Here is an 18503-nt window from a genome sequence, read left to right as displayed (position 1 = left end):
TCTATTAGTTACGTTTAATTATTACGAAGCCATGTTGTGATCGTTTCAATATGCTCTTCTTCCATGAGCGAAGGGACATGTTCGATGTCCGGCAAAGCATACAAAGATAACGCAGGGTTAAGCTGTTGCATCTGTTCTACCGTGTCGCGCGTTAGTACATCCGATGCTTCCCCCCAAATCAATAATTGCGGGCACTGAATTCCTTGCCAAAACGGCCACAAATCTACATCTTCAGATGAATTAGCACGCGCCATATCGCCGATAGCGGGATCATAATGCTGCGTCCAACCTTTTGAATCCAACCGATAGCCATAACGCACAAGGTGCTGCCATTGTTCTTCTCGAATGTAACGCAGCGCCGGATAATTAGCTTGCATCGCCGCTTTAGCGTCTGCAACACTCTCATACCAGCTCGGTTTTAGGTACTCACCTATTCGTTTGAGCGCTTCTTTAGATACAAAGGGCCCTACATCATTCAATATCAGCCGCTTGATGGGCGAATTTGGATAAGCCGCCAACATTATGCCCAAGAGCCCTCCCATTGACGTACCTAACCAATCAACTTCCTTGACATTGAGCCGCGCTAACAGAGACATGATATCCGACAAGTACTGCGCAAATGTGTAGCCCGTTGGATCCTTTAGCCAATCACTCTCTCCACGACCGACAATGTCAGGACAAATCACTCGATAGTGTCTGGATAAGGCCTTAGCTATATCATCAAAATCTCGACCATTACGCGCCAAGCCGTGCACGCAGACTAATACCCGCTCATTATCAAGATGGCCCCACTCTCGATACGCCATCTTATGATAACCCGCCGTACTAAGCCCTAAGACATAATCCGTTCGCATCGACTGCTCCTTTAAATTTCGTTAGTGCTGGGGATAACTCATAGCTACACAATCAACAACTCTTTGGTCAAGCGCAGTAGCCAAAGTGTGCACACATCACAGAATTAACTTAACACGCCAAACTCAAATGTGAAATTGAACGCACCGAAACTTCTGGATCTCAAAAATGCAAAGAGCCTCAAAATAGTGGTGAAATTTCGGCATCACGACAGAAACAAATAACCCATTGATTTTATTGGAAATAAATTAAATCCTGTTCATGAAAATATTTTTGTATCCATTAAGATACACTATAAGTTATTGATTTTAATAGGCAACGCATAACAAACAGATCAATAGTCTCCGTTCAGTAACAGTATTTTAAAAAATAACTAGTTTTTGTTATCAAAAGCTTATAAAAAACCCGAAAACTCAGAAAATTAATAAGTAAACCATTGATTTTAAATACAATTTAAAAACTTGGCACAAACTAAGCAATGTATTGGGTGTTCTAAATCGAAATGAGGGTTAAGCCATGAAAACATTAACGACCTTAGCTACGTTGGTTGCGCTATCAAACCCAGTCATGGCTGAACACCATGAACACTCCATGGATTTATTCATGTCCTTAGACACAAACGGGGATCAACACATATCCCCACTAGAAGCTAAAGGCCACGAAGAACTCCTAGAGCAATTCGAAACGCTCGACCTTGATACGGACGGGCAGCTTAGTAAAGCGGAACTTGATTTATTTAAGATGCAGTAATAAATGATCACGAATAAGGAGATCACACCATGAAACAGTTATCTGTATTAGCATCCATCAAAAAAGCATCACTTGTATTAGCTACCGTAGCAGCGACTACAACTTTCGCTACCCTGTCCACCGCTGCAATATCAGATGAACAAGTCGAAGGTGGTACGGATCTGTTCTCCACTCTCGACGCTGACAATAACGAAGTTATCACCCCAGATGAAGCCATTTATCTAGAACCTTTAATGGCCCAATTCAATGAATTAGATACCAACAAAGACGGCATGCTCACTCAAAAAGAGTTTGATGCCCTAAGCCTTGGCTAAGCACACATCCGCCAATGAGTGCTTATCAAGTACGGTTATAACTACATAACCGTTACGAACGACCGTCGCAGGTCTTTTAAACCGCAACTATCTTGTTGCACCGCTCTTTTCTCTCGTAACCTTGCCCCGGTGAGCCGCCCGAAGCCCCGGGGATTTTTTTATCTAAATCCAGTTAACGCTTAATCCTGAGCACTCCTTCCGGTATACTTTTCTGCCTATTTTTGAGGAGCCGAACGGCTGAGCAGGAATCATTTCTATGAATCGGGATTTAGCGCACCTACAACCTTATCCATTTGAGAAGCTAGCTAAGCTAAAAGCGGCAGTGACTCCACCGACAGATATGTCACATATTGCCTTTTCAATAGGCGAGCCCAAACATGCTTCACCAGACTTTGTTGTAAAGGCGCTAGCCGACAACCTCAATGGGCTGTCTGTCTACCCTACAACCAAGGGCTCACTGGAGTTACGTACTTCCATTGCTAACTGGTGTACTCGCCGTTTTCATCTCAGCGAAGGTGTGCTGAGCCCTGAAGACAATGTATTACCAGTCACTGGCACACGCGAAGCTATTTTTGCTTTCACTCAAGCCGCTGTTGACCGTGTACCTGGTGCGTTAGTTGTATCACCTAATCCGTTTTATCAGATTTATGAAGGTGCGGCGTATCTAGCGGGAGCCACGCCTCATTATTTAAACTGCCTTGCAGACAACAACTTCATCCCCGATTACGACGCCGTTGCGGATGATGTTTGGGATAACTGCCAAATTCTATTTATCTGCTCACCCGGCAACCCGACAGGCGCCGTTACTCAGTTTGATACCCTCAAAAAATTAATCGCGCTGGCTGATAAGCATGACTTTATCATTGCCTCTGATGAGTGTTATTCAGAAATATATTTTGATGAAGCCAACCCACCTATTGGTTTATTAGAAGCCTGTGAAAAACTAGGCCGTCACGACTTTGATAAATGCGTGGTAATGCACAGCTTATCAAAGCGTTCTAATTTACCGGGCATGCGCTCAGGCTTCATTGCTGGTGACGCCAAGTTACTGGAGCCTTTCCTAAAGTATCGCACCTATCATGGTTGCGCCATGCAAGCTCAGCATCAAATAGCCTCTATCGCCGCATGGGATGATGAAGCTCACGTGCTCGACAACCGGAATAAGTATCGCGAAAAATTCCGTGAAGTTGTTAATATTTTATCGCCTGTCATGGAAGTGAAACAACCCGATGCGAGTTTCTACTTATGGGCCAAGACCCCAATTGCTGACGATGAATTTGCACAACGTCTATTTGCCGAACAGCATATGACCGTACTGCCAGGTAGCTACGTATCACGAGAAGTCGATGGCATTGTTCCTGGTGCAGGCTATGTTCGTATGGCACTGGTTGCCACACTGGACGAATGTATAGAAGGTGCTAAACGCATCCGAACTTTCGTTGAAAGCTTAACCTAAACACTATTAAGTAAAAGGCGAAATAATGGCGGTTACTTTATACGGCATTAAAAATTGCGACACGATTAAAAAAGCGCGCAAATGGTTGGAAGCGCACGCGATCGAATACCGTTTCCACGATTTTAGAGTAGATGGCCTAGAACCTGATTTACTGGATCAGTGGTGCCAAGAATTAGGCTGGGAGTTAGTCCTTAATAAACGCGGTACAACGTGGCGCCAACTCCCAGACGACACAAAGAATTCGGTAGACGAAACGTCAGCTAAACGTTTGATGCTTGAAAGCCCAGCAATGATTAAGCGCCCTGTGCTGGACACCGGTTCTGAACGAAAGATCGGCTTTAAAGAAGCCGACTACACCTCTTTATTTTCACATCAGGTGTCGTAAGACATCTTAGGCGGAGCATATTATGAGTTATTTTGCATTTGGTTTAGGTATCGGCACTCAATCTTCAAACGATGAATGGCTAGAAATTTACTACAATAAGCCGGTTATCAATCCATCTGAAGCGCTGGTTTCAGCCGTTGCAGCAACACTAGGTTACGAAGGTGGCGATGCCGCTATCGAAATCTGCGCCGAACAATTATCCGACTTAGAAGCCGCGTTTCTTAGTGTAGGCTCTGAAGACCAAGCCGAAGTAGTAGAGATTTTAAAAGGCACAAAGCAACCATTAGTTGTCACTATTCTAGAAACAGACTCTGAACCCGCTACAACCGCTGAAGTTTACTTAAAACTCACCCTGTTATCGCAGCGTATGGTTAAGCCACACGGTATTAACTTAGCCGGTATGTTTGGTTTGTTACCCAATGTTGCTTGGACTAACGAAGGTGCAGTGTCGCTAGAAGATTTACCAAAGCGCCAACTGGCTGCTCGCGCTCAAGGTAAAGTGCTCGACGTACAATCGGTTGATAAATTCCCGAAAATGACCAATTACGTTGTTCCTGCAGGCATCCGTGTAGGCGATGCATCACGCATCCGCCTTGGGGCTCATGTAGGTGAAGGCACTACCGTAATGCACGAAGGCTTTATCAACTTTAATGCCGGTACTTTGGGTGTAAGCATGGTTGAAGGGCGTATTTCAGCAGGTGTTGTCGTTGGCAACGGTTCTGATTTAGGCGGCGGCTGCTCTACCATGGGAACACTTTCTGGTGGTAATAACGTAGTAATTTCTGTTGGCGAAAACTGCTTACTCGGTGCTAATGCTGGTTTAGGTATCCCATTAGGCGATCGTTGCACTATCGAAGCGGGATTATATGTCACTGGTGGTTCAAAAGTAGTTGTACTGGATGACAAAAACAACGAAGTAGAAACAGTTAAAGCTTCTCAGTTGGCTGGCACATCTGACTTACTCTTCCGTCGAAACTCACAAAATGGCCGTATCGAAGTAAAGACCAACAAATCAGCTATTGAGCTGAACGAAGAGCTTCACAAGCATAACTAAGTGCGCGCTCAGCACCCTTATATGCTTGTTACACCTCTTATTACTCTATAGAAGCCGGGATATCCCGGCTTCGCCCATTTACTGATCGCTACTATTTTGGAGCCTAACATGTCGATCCAATCCCCTACCGTCGAACTGACTAAAGAATTGATCTCTCGCCAATCGGTAACGCCTGAAGATGCAGGCTGCCAAGAGCTGATGATCAGTAAATTGGAAGCATTAGGCTTTACGATTGAACGTTTAGTATTTGAAGATACCACCAACTTATGGGCGCGCCGCGGTACACAAGCCCCATTATTTTGCTTTGCGGGGCACACCGATGTTGTTCCGACAGGCCCAGCTGAGCAGTGGACATTCCCCCCTTTCGAACCCACACTTAGCCAAGGCTATCTATACGGCCGCGGTGCCGCTGATATGAAAGGCAGCATTGCCGCATTCATGACAGCGCTAGAGCGTTTTATTGACCACCACCCAGATCATTCTGGCTCTATCGCGCTATTAATCACCAGCGATGAGGAAGGCCCTTTTATTAATGGGACTACCCGAGTTATCGATCACCTAGAAGCGCGTAACGAAAAAATTGACTGGTGCATTGTGGGCGAGCCATCTAGCACTAACTTAGTGGGTGACATCATTAAAAACGGCCGCCGTGGGTCTTTGAGTGGAAAACTAAAAGTAACCGGCATCCAAGGACACGTGGCCTATCCGCACCTTGTTCGTAACCCTATTCATGAAGTAGCGCCTGCTCTAGCCACGCTTGCTTCAACCGAATGGGATAAAGGGAATGAATTTTTCCCTCCGACTAGTTTCCAGATATCAAACATCCATTCAGGCACTGGGGCGACCAACGTAGTGCCCGGCGACATCGTAGTTGATTTTAACTTTCGTTTCTCAACAGAAGTCACCGCCGACCAACTCAAAGAACGCGTCACCAAGATATTGGATCAGCACACAACCGAATGGAACATTGATTGGATTTTATCAGGCAATCCATTTATTACAGCCGAAGGCAGTCTTGTTAATGCGGTGCAAGCGTCAATTTTGGACATAACAGGCCGTGAAACCGAATTATCCACATCGGGCGGCACTTCGGATGGCCGTTTTATTGCTCCTACTGGCGCCCAAGTCGTAGAGCTTGGCCCAGTTAACGCTACCATTCACAAAGTGAATGAATGCGTAAAAGCAAGCGACCTAGACTTATTGAGCGATATATACGAAAACGTGCTGGCGCGACTGCTGCCTAAAACTGTTTAACGAGAGTGTAACGGCGGCAACCCCGCCGTAAAAGACGAGATCACCTCCCAATCACGGAGCTATTCACTGTGCCTACGCAAGCCACTCATGCACCCGTCAGCACTCCGGCATTTATTTGCCCCGTATGCCAACTCGGCCTCATACTGACTGATAATACATTGCGCTGTGAACAGGGACATAGCTTCGACAGAGCAAAACAGGGCTACTGGAACCTTTTACTCGTTCAACGCAAACGATCTAAAGATCCAGGTGACAACCCCGACATGGTCCGCGCAAGAACCGCTTTCTTAGACCAAGGTTTTTATCAGCCACTAGCGGATCACATGTGCAAGCTAGCTTCAGAGTACACGGCCAAAACACCTAAGGGTTCTGTACTAGATCTTGGTTGTGGTGAAGGATTTTATACCGCTCAACTAGCACAGGCGCTGCCTAACACCCATGTTTACGGCTTAGATATATCAAAACATGCAATACGCGCAGCCACTAAACGATCGAAACCACTGAACAACATTCATTGGTTAGTCGCAACCGGTGCTCAAATACCGCTTGCTGCTCACAGCCAAGATTTACTCATCGTTATGTTTAGCCGATTAATGCCAGTGCACTTTGCCCATATTCTCAAGCAAACAGGAAAACTCATTTTAGTTTGGCCAGCCGCGAACCATCTAATTGAGTTACGGCAACAAATTTATCAGGACATACGACCGTCAACCTTTGACCCTGTTAACGAACTTAAGACACACTTTACACTTGAGAAGGTTGAGCAATTAAGCTTCACCTTTACGTTAGATAATCGAGAAACACTAGACGCATTGATAGGAATGACACCGCACAGTCAGCGTATTAACGACGATAGCAGAGAGCGTCTTTTAAAAGCGGGTCCTATAACTTTTACCTTTGATGTGCATATTGGCACTTTTATGCCTCGTACTGAATGATGAAAAAAGTAAAACCTGAGGGCTTTTTCTTCATAAAAGGGCTACAAAAAGCCTACCACTGGCTACTCAACTTTTCACAACATACCCAACGTAACCTAGTTATCCTCATTAGTGGCTTTAGCGTTACGTTACTCGGTTTGTTGTTGGTGATTCTTGCTGAGTTCTTTTTTGGCCAATCCATCAAGCAAGAGATTCTTGCACTCATTGGCGTTGCATTGATTGTTATCGGCTTAACGGCCGCCGCAATAGGGTATTTCTGCCTAAGCGTCTTGGGCTTAGTGCGGTATATTTTGTACAAGCCAAACAAGAGCAAGCCAACATCTACCCCCCAACCTCCTCCCTCTAAAAAAGACTCACCTTAAAAAGCGAGGATTCTAGTACCCTCATCCTATTCCACTCTATCCCACTCAGCCTCTTTATTAGTACTCACGACCTATTTCAAGCTCTACTTTCACTCTCAAACAAAGCTATTTCGTCCAAGACATCCTCTTCAAAGATAGCTCAAACAATTAACTCGGCAGGGTCAAACCACATCAACCGTCCTTCAAAGCATTTCACAAAAAATAACTATCGACCTAGTTTGTTTTTCACACACCAGCAAAAGCCGCTATTGTTTTTTAAATGGAACAATAAGATTTAAAAATCGAACTGAACCATTCAATAACAAAACTAAAAGTTATTAAAAATAACAGGTTATAATCAAAAACAAATAAAACATCTACAAATTAGATATAAACAAACTAAATTTAGCTATTTCACATTGCATTTAACTATATATAATGGCCCCAATCCTGTAGCGGTGCTTTAAAAAATATTTAAGCATTAATTGAACTACACAGAGAAAAAATGGACCAAGAAGCAAGTTTGTTGCAAATATTCACCAATAAACCAACTTCGGTCATTTATTAATGTAATACCAAATTAAGGGTTTCAACTAACAAGCCCTTAATTAGAAAAGAGGTAAATATCATGAAAACTAACACTCAACTTACTCTTACTGCTTTAGCTGGCGCCCTAACACTAACAGCTGCATTACCAACTTTTGCTGCTGATCAGGGATCTGCATCAGATCTTAAATGGATTAAGAAAGTTCAATCAGCTTCAACACACAACGCTCAGGATGCTGTGTTGCCAACGGCAGGTGCTGATTTCGCTTCTAACCAGTCTGCTGGTCAAGACTTAAAGTGGATCAAAAAAGTACAATCAGGTACAGACTTAGCCTCTAACCAGTCTGCAGGCCAAGATCTAAAATGGATCAAAAAAGTGCAGTCCGGTTCTGATTACAACCAACTGGCTCCTGTAACAGGTGATGAGTTAGCTGCAGACCAAACCGCTGGCCAAGATCTAAAATGGATTAAAGGAATTCAATCAGGTTCTGATCACAACCAATTAGCTCCATTCACAGGTTCTGACTTAGCATCTAACCAATCTGCTGGCCAAGATCTAAAGTGGATCAAAAAAGTACAGTCTGGTTCTGATTACAACCAACTGGCTCCATTCACAGGTTCTGATCTAGCATCTAACCAATCCGCTGGCCAAGATCTAAAGTGGATTAAAAAAGTGCAGTCTGGTTCTGATTACAACCAACTGGCTCCTGTAACAGGTGCTGAATTGGCTGCCGATCAGACTGCTGGTCAAGATCTACAGTGGATTAAAGGTATTCAGCAAGCAGTTACTGCTTAATTGTTGAACCTGATAAACAAAAAAACCCGCTATAGCGGGTTTTTTTATGTTTCTTTTTACCGTAAAGGTTAGTTAGAACAGCGGGAACTCACTTCCGTTTAGCAAAATTTTTCCCTCTTCAACTGATAAATTTGCGGTGTAATCTGTATCGTTCAATATGAAAAAGCCCTGCTCTACTAGCATCTGTAACTGCATACGCTCTTCATCCCCAAGCTTATCACTCATCGCAACAGGCACAGATACATCGGCTTGAAGTTCCATGTACTGTAACAACATCAACGGGCTCATCATTAAATCAGATGCCGTAAATGGCACTAGGTTTAAGTCAGCTTTGGCTTGCGCTTTTTCGCCTTCCATTTCGAATGATAGATCATTCAAATCGATCCCAACGCCTTCTTGCGTAACACGATCTAATGTTTCAACTATTAGTTGCATTTGCTCAAATGCAGCTTCTGGATCGTCAGCATCAGGTTGCATAGATTGTGTTACTTCGGCTAAATCCCGAACGGCCTGGTAATCAAAATCAAATGTCATGCTTAAGTTAGGCACTTCCACCACAGAAAGTACATCTCCTTGCTCAAGCGTCGCCTTTTCAGCCCCGTAGCCAACAGATAATAAAACTCTGCCGCCATCTAAAATCTGATCGACTGTAATAGCTAAACTATCCAACGTCGCCTGCTGTTGAGCATCACGGAATACAATCTGTTCGGCACGAACAACGGCATTGAACTCTTCTGCCATAACAGCATCTTGTAAAAAATCAGAGTCCAAAACTCCAGTTTCTTCTCCGGAGACCCCTTCAATACGCAACTCACCATCTTCAGCGGTGATATAGGAGTCATCCATGGTAAGCGTTGCGGCAAAGTCTCGACCCGACTGGTTAAACTCTACCTGTGCAGCCCCTACTACAAACGTTGATCCATCTTCTAAATTACCAGACATGCGGGCCGTTTCAGCTCGCGCATTAACACGGCTTGTTTGTGATATAGGATTAAAACTTTGTGTAGACTCTAAAACGAACGGGGCTTGATCACTATCATCCAAATAGCGTTTTAATACATCTAGCAACTCACCTTCTGCCAACACCACGGTTGAATTAGCAGAAAGGAAGCCGTGCTTCACCGTTAAGTCCATTGGTATCTTGTTGGTTTCCAACGCAGGAAAAATCGGTTCAGGATAATCGCTCAATGTATATTCAATACGGTACTGCGACTCAAATAAACCTTCCGTCGCTGTTACTGCGATATCACCCTGATCACCTAATTGCTGTTTTACAACGTCTAACTGTTGTTGCACGAAGCTATCAGCCTGCTGACCAGTATATGCAACCCCTCCTAAATATGCCCCCGAACCCAACACAACTAAGGCGCCAATCATCAGCCCTTTATTCATAATCTATCCCTATAAAAAACAATTATATAAAACACAAAAAGGAAGCATACACGAAGTCACCAAAGCTTAACTAGCATTCCCCGATAATGACTATTGAACATCTGTGAACTAATGCTCATACTCTTCGTTTTTATCATATAAGCACAGGTTTTATCATGAGCGAGCAGCGCCCACCCGATATCGAGATCTATGTAAAATCTTGCTCAGTCAATCAACTTGAGCAATGGCTTGAAAGCTGCGGCTCATCTTTACAACCCATCCTCTCTCAAGGGGCTGCTCATGAATATAAGCTCACGACCAACCAAGTCGACATTACCGTTTTAATCCATGAGAAAGTTGCAGGTAAAGCGTGGACAAGCGTGTGGTTCAAGTCTGATAAAACGCCCTGGATGAACGATTTAGAATGCGCACGACAAGCAACAGCGGCTTTGAACACTCAAATCCGCTGTATTGCCGGTGGTTGGAGTGAAGGCGATGATCCAGATGAATGGTGGAAGCTCGAAAAAGGGGAAGAAGAGCTAATCAAGTGGCTAACAAATTAAACCTAGTTTCCCGCTGTTACTGTGCGCTGCGGTGTGCAGCCACTTGTTGATAGATCACGGCAACAATAATTAAACTGAGCCCAATGTAAGTGGCTGGAACGATATCTTCACCCAATATCCAATGAATAAGCAATAAAGATAAAAATGGCGAGAGAAAAATTAAGTTACTCACTCGGCTAGCATGCGTCGCTAACTGCATAGCACCTAACCACAGTAAAAACGTGATACCCATTTCAAAGACACCCACATAAATAGCGCTAGTCACTCCTTGCCAATCATTGGGCAAGCCAGTTGTGAACATCATCATCCCCCACACCAACGGGCTTCCGTGTATGAAACATAACAATAAAGACACCTCTGGCGGTGCCTTTAAGCGTGCGTTATACAACCAATAGACCGCCCACAATACGGTGCTACTTAGCGCCAACAACACACCTTTACCGCTATCAAATTGCAGCGCTAAAACATCGCCCCGAGTTGCTATCACGATAACGCCAAAGAAACCTACCAACAACGCAATAATATCGGCTCGTTTTAAAGCCTGACCTAACAATGGCACGGCTAACAAGGACAATACTAATGCCCAACTATAATTCAGTGGCTGGGCTTGCTGGGCTGGAAGCAAGTCATAAGCATTGAACAAAATAACGTAATATAAAAAGGGGTTGATAGCCCCTAACAACGCGTATTGAACAGGAGCGGCTTTCCAAGCTTCGTAAACAAAGCGCATAGAATAACGTTTAGCAACAACCGCCAACAAAATGAATAGCGAAGTCGCCGAGGCGATACTCAATAGCTGTACAGGTGCTAAATGCGCCAATGATAATTTAAAGGCCGTTGCAACCGTAGACCAGCACAGTACAGCGAGTGCTCCGAGAAGCATCGCTTTGGGTTGGTTTTTAGTCAATGCTGCTGCCGTTTCCATACGCCTTCCCTTAGAAAAACGTCAGTCTATTCGCCAACAACTAGGCTGTCACGGGGAAAATCATTAAAGAACAGTGCGTTGCGCTGTTTGTATTTGATCGAGCATTAAACTTCCCGATGCCATCAACGCCATTTTTGCAAAGTCATCGGATGGAGGAGCTGTATTGGTTGCATTTTCTGCTCGTGTTGCAATCATGCTTTTTAAATACGCAAAATCACCTGAGCGATGTTGATTAACCGCTTGATTCAAACGCTCTATCACTGCTGGCGGCTGTGTTTCATCAAGGGTTAAATATCGAGGAGTCGGTAATGAGAAATCACTGCCAGTAGCGTCGGTAGTATTAGCCTGCTGTATAGTTTGGAAAGACGTATTTTTTTGATAAGTGTCTAGCAAACTAATCAACATAGCAAAATCAGCACCATGCGACGACTGGACCGCTTGAGGAAGCGATGCCGTCGTTGTCTCGATACGATTTTGTATGGTTTCTAATTGCATGATAAACACCTTAACGCGATAGGTGTTTATATCGGCACATCGTCAGAAATCTTAAAGAAGAACGCTATTATGATTCGCCGACATTATATTCTATTTGATTAATATACCAGTAGGCCTCGCCTGCAGGTGTAATGACGGCAGCTTCATCACCCACTGACTTTTTAAGCAATGCACGCGCCATGGGGGAATCGATCGATATATAGTCTTGACGACCAAAAATTTCATCATAGCCAGCGATACGAAACCGTTTTTGCTCACCGCTCTCACTTTCGATACTAACCCAAGCACCAAAGAAAACACGGCCTTCTTGTTCTGGCGAGTAATCAACAATTTTTAGGTTTTCGATACATTTACTTAAGTAACGAACACGCCGGTCGATTTCTCGTAAGCGCTTTTTATTGTATTGGTAATCGGCATTCTCACTTCGATCGCCGAGGCTTGCGGCCCAAGTTACCTTTTTCGTTACCTCAGGACGCTCCTGGCGCCATAAATAATCCAGTTCTTTTTTAAGGGCGTTATACCCTTCACGGGTAATCAGTTGTGTTCTCATCGACTATATAAACTCTACTTCTGTTCGCGAGAGATTAACCTAAACAGGCACCCACTACACCGTTTTAATCGAGATGAGTATGCTAGTTTCTGATCAAAACACACTTTCTCTATACCAAATGCCTAACACTTTTTTATAAACACGTGTGAGGGCGCTTTCCGGTTGTACATCAAACGTCACCATACCTTGTTGCACAACACCTGAAATATCTCTCTGATCAGCGGGTGCTAATGAAACTTCGTACAGGCTAGCTAATGGTTTTAACTCCCCTTTTTCATTTTCCAGTACATCGATACGCCCACCAAAGCGCTTCGCCATTTCAGGGCGATCCAACTGAGATATGGGATGCATTGCGATACTGTTTATCATTAACGGTATAGGACTGGCGGGGTGATCATCTTGATAAAAACTCGCGTGGGTCCCTTTTGATAACAGCAACAAACTCGATTCATCCACCCAAGCTATGATAGTCACCGAACTAGGGTCAACCAGCGTAAGCAAGTGCTCACCTTTGCTCACCCAATCGTGCATCTGAATATCATCATTGATATCAGCAACCGTGGCATTTATGTCAGCTCGAATCTGACCTACATCCAGTTGGCTCTGTAGGTTTTTGACTCGCTCGTTCTGTGTGGATAACTCGGCCCGAACTAGGGGGCTATTATCCAAAAAACGAGCATCTAAACCTTGGGATTCTAATTGCCAATTAAGCTGCTCTTGATAATCGACACTGTTTTCAAGACGAAAACGAAGATCGGCATTCTCAATAAACGCGAAAGTGTCTCCCTCACTAACGGTATCGCCTAGCGAAGGCAGTGCTAAAAGCTGTCCACCAATTGGAGCCGTCACCCGTTGTGATTCATAAGCCATTAAAGCAGGTGAGCGCACCCCAGTTTTCCAAGGAATGCAAAAAGCTGCCACCAGTAAAATTAGGATAAAGAGTGTTCGTAATTTTGCTCTGTTCCATTTCATCAAATGCTTTTCCTGTTTCCATCGCCCCATCTCCCGCATGACTGGACGAGCAATGAAATACCAAATTTCAACACAAAAAAGAGCTAGGCCAAGCAGCTTAAAAAAGAAAAGGTAAACGGCAACGGCTATCCCTAAAAAGAGAAAGAAGCGATAAACCCATACAAAAAAAGCAAACCAAATAACAGCTTTATTGGGTCGCTCTGGTGGCGTGCGGTTATCCCCAAACAACCATTCGCGCAATTGCCAGCGTGCGAGCGCTTGTGAACGCGACTCTAAATTAGGAAATTGAAAAGCATCGGTTAGAATGTAATAACCATCAAAGCGCATCAGGGGATTAAAGTTAACAAGTACCGACATTATCCAAGTGGTTGTTGCCAACCAAAAACATATATCTCGTAGCCATCCGGCTGGTAAAATATGCCAAGCGATAAGCGCTAGGACGGCTACATAGAGTTCAACCCATATTCCTGCTAGCCCAACCCTGAGTCGAGACCTCGCATTTTGTATACGCCAAACATCGGTCGTATCTGTATATAGAATCGGCCAACCTACAATAAACGATAAGCCGATTACAGGCACTTTGCAGCCTAAATATTTAGCCGTAAACGCATGACCTAACTCATGCAGTATTTTCACAAACACTAAAGCGAAAAAGAGAGACCACCATCCAGCAGCTTCTTTCAAGGCTGCAAAACTTGCTATGAAGCTATCCCACTGATGAACAGTTAGCCACACACCCCAAACCAACAGCGCACAAATCACTATGCGAACAGCATAATGCCCCATCCATGCGACTTGAGTCACATGATTAGACAACCAACGATCGGGGTTCGAAAGCGGCAACTTAATAAATAAATAATGCTGTAATAACCAACGAATCCCTGTCGGCTTTGCCTGCTTTTGTTTCTCAAAGTAGGACTTTTGTTGGTCGTCTCCCCATACCAAATGGTGTTGACGTAAAAAAGAAGCAATATCGAGCATTTCTTGTGTATCGACCGTTCGCTTTAATGCCTGCCCTGCGGCCTCTAAAGCTTCAGACAATAACTGCCCTCGAAAAAAAGGCAATAAGTCGACAACAGCCTCACCGATACGATGGAAACTCTGGGTAACAGGGTCTTGAAGTAACCAGCGCCGATGCCCATCAGGCTCATTCGTCAATGCAGTAAGGTGAAGGTCTTGGCGTAAAACAGGCAACTGGGGGTTATTGTCCATACTAGACTCCCAACCAGCTCCGTAAACTCGCTAGGGGACGCCTAAAGAAGTAAAAGAACAGACTGACTTTTTCTCCTTCGATTCTAGCGATACCTCGCCAACCCGCAATAGGGGGGTTATTGCTTTCTAACAGCTTAGCTCGACCTCGGTATGCCACAACACCGCTGGGAGACATTTCTGCGCGATAGTTCACATGTAGCAGCTGAGCATGCATTACTGTGGATGGGTCAACATTCCAATACAGCTTAATGGGAGCACCATCAGGAAAAGGAATGTTATCCGCACTGGGTATCCACAGCTCAACATCTTCACCGTGACTACCTGCTACGGCCATTATCTTTTCACCCAAAGCAACTGGCTTACCTAACCAGTCATTAACTGAACTGATCATGGCTACACCCGTTTGCGGGGCGATGACACTGACACGCTTTAGCTCACCTTGTAAAAAATCAACTTCGCTTTGCGCTTGTTTCACTCGCGCTGCTAACAAAGGCACTTCCGCATTGCTCGCTGGGTTACTCATCGCCTGCTGCAAGCTACGCCGATACTCAGCATCAATAACAGCAAGTGCTTGACGTGATTTTTCAAGCTGACCATAAAGCGCTGAGTCATCTAAGGTCAGTAAAACTTGCCCTTTTTCGACACGCTGATTCGGCTCTACATGAACAGTTTTGATTATCCCATCTAACGGAGCACGTACTAACTGGGTGGCTTTAGGGACAACCTCTGCATCAGATAACACCGTTAAATGCACAGGCCAACACAAGCCAATAAGGATCAAAGCGGCAAGTACAACGCCATACACCCGCTTTTTAGAGGCTGACGGCCCTTTACTTTCGGCTTGGGAAATTACCGGAGCAGCACTAGCCACCCAATGTTGTAACAGTTGTTTTTCAGCCTCTTTCCACAAGCCTTCTCTCAATATCAATAGAGCGCCCAGTGTCTGCCCTCTCCACACCATAGGCACCCAAAGCCCATGCTCAGGCCAATAGCTTGGCCACTCTTGACGAAAGGATTCTGGGTTGACCTGCTCTTTTGATACAACTTGTGGCGAAGTTTGCTCTATAAACAAACCGGATAGAGACTGAACAACTTTTTTGGCCCACAACAAATAAGGCGTTTGGGCCGAAATATCGGGTACTGATGAATGACTGCTGAGCTGCTGATTGTATACAAACAACATTTGACGAGCTTTCACCAAATAAGCCGTATCATTCACTAAGATATATTCAGCTTCGCGACGATTTTTAGCAGCTAACAGCCTTTTTTGTAACGTCAGCACAGCCGCCAAACGATCGGTTGTAACTGGCGCCTCACGTTTAACATCAATAGCAGCGCTCATTCTGCCCCCGCAGCCACCGCCAAATTGTCATTCGCAAAGTTAACTACGCCACTCATACCCGGTTTAAAGGCATGCTCATCAGGAAGCGTGGGTGTGGCGATTACTTTTAAGGTTTGGCTTACAGGATCAACATTATCAATGATACGGGCTATTTCTCCTTGAACTTGCTCTCCTGTGGTATCCGAGGTGAAAGTTACGGATATACCTGCTTTCACATAACTTAGCCACTTGGCAGGGATGACCGCTTCAATTTCCATATCCGCTTTACTCACCAAACCAAATAAAGGATCACCTACGGATACATGTTGATGTAAATTAACATCGCGGCTGATCACTTCAGCATCAAAAGGCGCGTTAACGTTGCAGTCGTCTAAGCGAACGCGTACAAGTTTTAGTGCGGCATTGGCTTCTACAACATCAGCTCGAGATAGCTCAACATCCAAACTACTCACATTATCGTACTTAGCGAGTCTCTTATTCACTTTATACTTAGTGTTCGCAGCTGATAACCGAGCGGAGGCAACACTCTCTTCTGCTTTAATTGAACGACAATCAAAAGAGGCAAGCAGATCGCCTGCTTTTACCTCTTCGCCTGCACGCTTCTTAAGCTCTATCACTCTACCTGCTATGGGAGCAGCTAATTGAGTCATGTTCAATGCAGTCAATTGCCCTCTTACCTGAGATTCTTGAGCATAGCTAAGCGACGCTAAACAGCTTAAGAGGACGGCGACTAAAGAATGTTGCTTTCGCATTAGCTTACCCCTCAGCCTTAGTTATCGCTATATCATGCGTTTGGCTGCTAAATTGACGCAATTGCTGTTCACTGGGTACTCCTGATGCCCACAGATCAAAGCCTTGAGTAATAACAGAAGCCAGCTCTTCTATGCTGTAATGTTGGTAGTCACTAGGAACGGGGTTAAAACCGACACTCAGCATAAAGTTCCCGTATGCTTCTTGGGCTTCAGCATATGACAGCAAATTGGTAAGCTGCGAATTAACCGCGCGAGCCTCAGACAGTAATGACTCAGTGCCGGATATAGCGCTGCTAGCTCGTGCCTGAGAGTTAAAACCCGCTATTTGGTTATCAAGCTCCTCGAACTGTTGAGACAAGTCTAAAGCATCAATTGCATTGCGGTACTGCTGCCAACCCAAATTCACCTGCGCGATAACCCCCATGCTTGCGGCCATACGACGAGCCTCAACCATGTATTCACGAGCTTCATTTTGGTCTTTAATGATCCCCATTGAGAACAAACGCATAATATTCCAACTAATGCGAATACCAGCCTGCCCCCAAGTGCTGTTGTATAAGTAGCTGTTACTGTCATAGTTACCAGCGTAAGAGAACTCTAGCCCTGGGAACATTCGTAGCATAGATTTCTTGGCTTCGCGCTGCGCTATTCTCGCATTGTATAACTCACCAATGTAATCAACGTTATTGCTAAGCGCTGCTCTTTCGAGCTGCTCAATATCTACCTGATCAAAGCGTGTTAACTCAGGACGTTTTTTAGGAACACTTAAAGCAACCACTGTACTAGGTGGCTGATTAATAATATTAGCAAGTTCAATTTGAGCGGCATCAACTGACTGCTGAAGACTTTTTAAGTTGCGTGTAATGGAGAGTAGTTTGCGGCGCTCTTGTAAAACAACAACCGGTGCACGAAGTTTTTCTTTTTGTATTTTCTCTAAGTTTTGCAACGCTTTATCTGTTCGCTGTAACAACTCTTCAATTTTTGGCCTAAGCTCTTGAGTTACAGCGGCCTTCCAGTACGCCGCGCGCGTTTCTTGCAGTAGCTTAGACATAATATCGCGACGTTCATAACGGGCAATTTCAAAACGATCTGCTTCTTGCTTTGCTTTGAGGTAACTAACGCCAAAGTCCAATGCATTCCATGACAAGCGTAGATCTGCATTACGGCGCGACTGATCAGTCGACGTTGATGGCTCTAGACTCTCGATACCTGTCTCAACTGATTCACTGCTTGAGGCATCAACATTGCTGCGGCTTGTTAAACCAGCATTTGCTGCCAATAGCGGCAACATATCCATTTTTGCTAAGCGAAAACTTTGATCGGCCAATGCTTGCTCCATCAAACGAACCCGGTTGTTCACGTTATACTTGAGCGCATGCGCCATGGCTTCAGCTAGAGTCAACGGTTTCGACAAGGGAGGTGACGCCTCCAAAAACAATGCTTTATCAGCCTCTATCGCTGACTCTATTTCATTCAAAGCCATTGGATCACGTTGCACGGTACTACACCCGGCAATGATTAAAATGCTCGTGCCTAGCACTGCGACTTTACCTACAACTTTCATCGAAACTTTATTAATCGAACCCTGAATAACTTTCATATTTGGCCTAAATAACATAGTTAACATTTTCTTCC

General features: G+C 44.6%; 19 protein-coding genes. 10 read left to right on the top strand and 9 right to left on the bottom strand.

The window, feature by feature from the left end:
• Positions 1-14: 14 nt before the first annotated feature.
• Positions 15-854, bottom strand: coding sequence for an alpha/beta hydrolase (locus tag OW491_RS01230; RefSeq protein WP_075179842.1), 840 nt, complete (start codon positions 852-854; stop codon positions 15-17).
• Positions 855-1368: 514 nt separating this feature from the next.
• Between OW491_RS01230 and OW491_RS01225 the strand changes: the two genes are divergently transcribed.
• The 9 genes from OW491_RS01225 to OW491_RS01185 all read left to right on the top strand — a co-directional run bounded on the left by OW491_RS01225 (position 1369) and on the right by OW491_RS01185 (position 8686).
• A complete protein-coding gene (locus tag OW491_RS01225) occupies positions 1369-1602 on the top strand; it encodes a hypothetical protein (protein ID WP_075173803.1) in 234 nt (77 codons plus the stop codon).
• Between the two features lie 29 nt (positions 1603-1631).
• Positions 1632-1916: a hypothetical protein gene (locus OW491_RS01220; RefSeq protein ID WP_290034419.1), complete on the top strand. Its 285-nt coding sequence runs from the start codon at positions 1632-1634 to the stop codon at positions 1914-1916.
• Between the two features lie 256 nt (positions 1917-2172).
• Positions 2173-3372: a succinyldiaminopimelate transaminase gene (dapC, locus tag OW491_RS01215; protein WP_075173801.1), complete on the top strand. Its 1200-nt coding sequence runs from the start codon at positions 2173-2175 to the stop codon at positions 3370-3372.
• A gap of 25 nt (positions 3373-3397) precedes the next feature.
• Complete coding sequence (locus OW491_RS01210) at positions 3398-3757, top strand: ArsC family reductase (protein WP_075173800.1); 360 nt, start codon at positions 3398-3400, stop codon at positions 3755-3757.
• 22 nt (positions 3758-3779) lie between these two features.
• Positions 3780-4811: a 2,3,4,5-tetrahydropyridine-2,6-dicarboxylate N-succinyltransferase gene (gene dapD / locus OW491_RS01205; RefSeq protein WP_290034418.1), complete on the top strand. Its 1032-nt coding sequence runs from the start codon at positions 3780-3782 to the stop codon at positions 4809-4811.
• Positions 4812-4919: 108 nt separating this feature from the next.
• Positions 4920-6065, top strand: coding sequence for a succinyl-diaminopimelate desuccinylase (dapE, locus tag OW491_RS01200; protein WP_075173798.1), 1146 nt, complete (start codon positions 4920-4922; stop codon positions 6063-6065).
• Positions 6066-6133: 68 nt separating this feature from the next.
• On the top strand, positions 6134-7003 hold the full coding sequence (locus tag OW491_RS01195) for a putative RNA methyltransferase (RefSeq protein ID WP_290034417.1): 870 nt from the start codon (positions 6134-6136) through the stop codon (positions 7001-7003).
• Positions 7000-7365, top strand: a complete 366-nt coding sequence (locus OW491_RS01190; protein ID WP_277253202.1) for a hypothetical protein — start codon at positions 7000-7002, stop codon at positions 7363-7365. Before OW491_RS01195 ends, OW491_RS01190 begins: the two co-directional genes overlap by 4 nt.
• 607 nt (positions 7366-7972) lie before the next feature.
• Positions 7973-8686 (top strand): hypothetical protein, encoded by a 714-nt coding sequence (locus OW491_RS01185; protein ID WP_290034416.1) that lies wholly within the window; start codon positions 7973-7975, stop codon positions 8684-8686.
• A 72-nt stretch (positions 8687-8758) separates the two neighbouring features.
• Here the strand turns inward: OW491_RS01185 and OW491_RS01180 are convergent, their stop codons facing one another.
• A complete protein-coding gene (locus tag OW491_RS01180) occupies positions 8759-10078 on the bottom strand; it encodes a DUF945 family protein (RefSeq protein WP_290034415.1) in 1320 nt (439 codons plus the stop codon).
• Between the two features lie 155 nt (positions 10079-10233).
• On the opposite strand from OW491_RS01180, the gene OW491_RS01175 reads away from it, so the two are divergent.
• Positions 10234-10620 (top strand): hypothetical protein, encoded by a 387-nt coding sequence (locus OW491_RS01175; protein WP_075173794.1) that lies wholly within the window; start codon positions 10234-10236, stop codon positions 10618-10620.
• A 16-nt stretch (positions 10621-10636) separates the two neighbouring features.
• Here the strand turns inward: OW491_RS01175 and OW491_RS01170 are convergent, their stop codons facing one another.
• The 7 genes from OW491_RS01170 to OW491_RS01140 form a co-directional block, all read right to left on the bottom strand.
• Positions 10637-11545 (bottom strand): DMT family transporter, encoded by a 909-nt coding sequence (locus OW491_RS01170; RefSeq protein WP_290034414.1) that lies wholly within the window; start codon positions 11543-11545, stop codon positions 10637-10639.
• A gap of 63 nt (positions 11546-11608) precedes the next feature.
• Positions 11609-12040 carry a VC2046/SO_2500 family protein gene (locus OW491_RS01165; RefSeq protein WP_075173793.1) on the bottom strand — a complete coding sequence of 144 codons (432 nt, stop codon included), beginning with the start codon at positions 12038-12040 and terminating at the stop codon, positions 11609-11611.
• Positions 12041-12107: 67 nt separating this feature from the next.
• On the bottom strand, positions 12108-12590 hold the full coding sequence (gene greB / locus OW491_RS01160; RefSeq protein WP_075173792.1) for a transcription elongation factor GreB: 483 nt from the start codon (positions 12588-12590) through the stop codon (positions 12108-12110).
• A gap of 93 nt (positions 12591-12683) precedes the next feature.
• Positions 12684-14774, bottom strand: coding sequence for an HlyD family efflux transporter periplasmic adaptor subunit (locus tag OW491_RS01155; RefSeq protein ID WP_290034413.1), 2091 nt, complete (start codon positions 14772-14774; stop codon positions 12684-12686).
• 1 nt (position 14775) lies between these two features.
• On the bottom strand, positions 14776-16116 hold the full coding sequence (locus OW491_RS01150) for a biotin/lipoyl-binding protein (RefSeq protein ID WP_290034412.1): 1341 nt from the start codon (positions 16114-16116) through the stop codon (positions 14776-14778).
• Complete coding sequence (locus OW491_RS01145; RefSeq protein ID WP_290034411.1) at positions 16113-16868, bottom strand: efflux RND transporter periplasmic adaptor subunit; 756 nt, start codon at positions 16866-16868, stop codon at positions 16113-16115. The genes OW491_RS01150 and OW491_RS01145 overlap by 4 nt, the downstream gene beginning before the upstream one ends.
• A gap of 4 nt (positions 16869-16872) precedes the next feature.
• Positions 16873-18468 (bottom strand): TolC family protein, encoded by a 1596-nt coding sequence (locus tag OW491_RS01140; protein ID WP_290034410.1) that lies wholly within the window; start codon positions 18466-18468, stop codon positions 16873-16875.
• Between the last annotated feature and the right edge of the window lie 35 nt (positions 18469-18503).

This window comes from Neptunomonas sp. CHC150, assembly GCF_030397555.1.
GTDB lineage: Bacteria > Pseudomonadota > Gammaproteobacteria > Pseudomonadales > Balneatricaceae > Neptunomonas > Neptunomonas phycophila.
The sequence above is the reverse complement of the archived record's forward strand: the minus strand, read 5'-3'. Positions and strand labels throughout refer to the sequence as shown.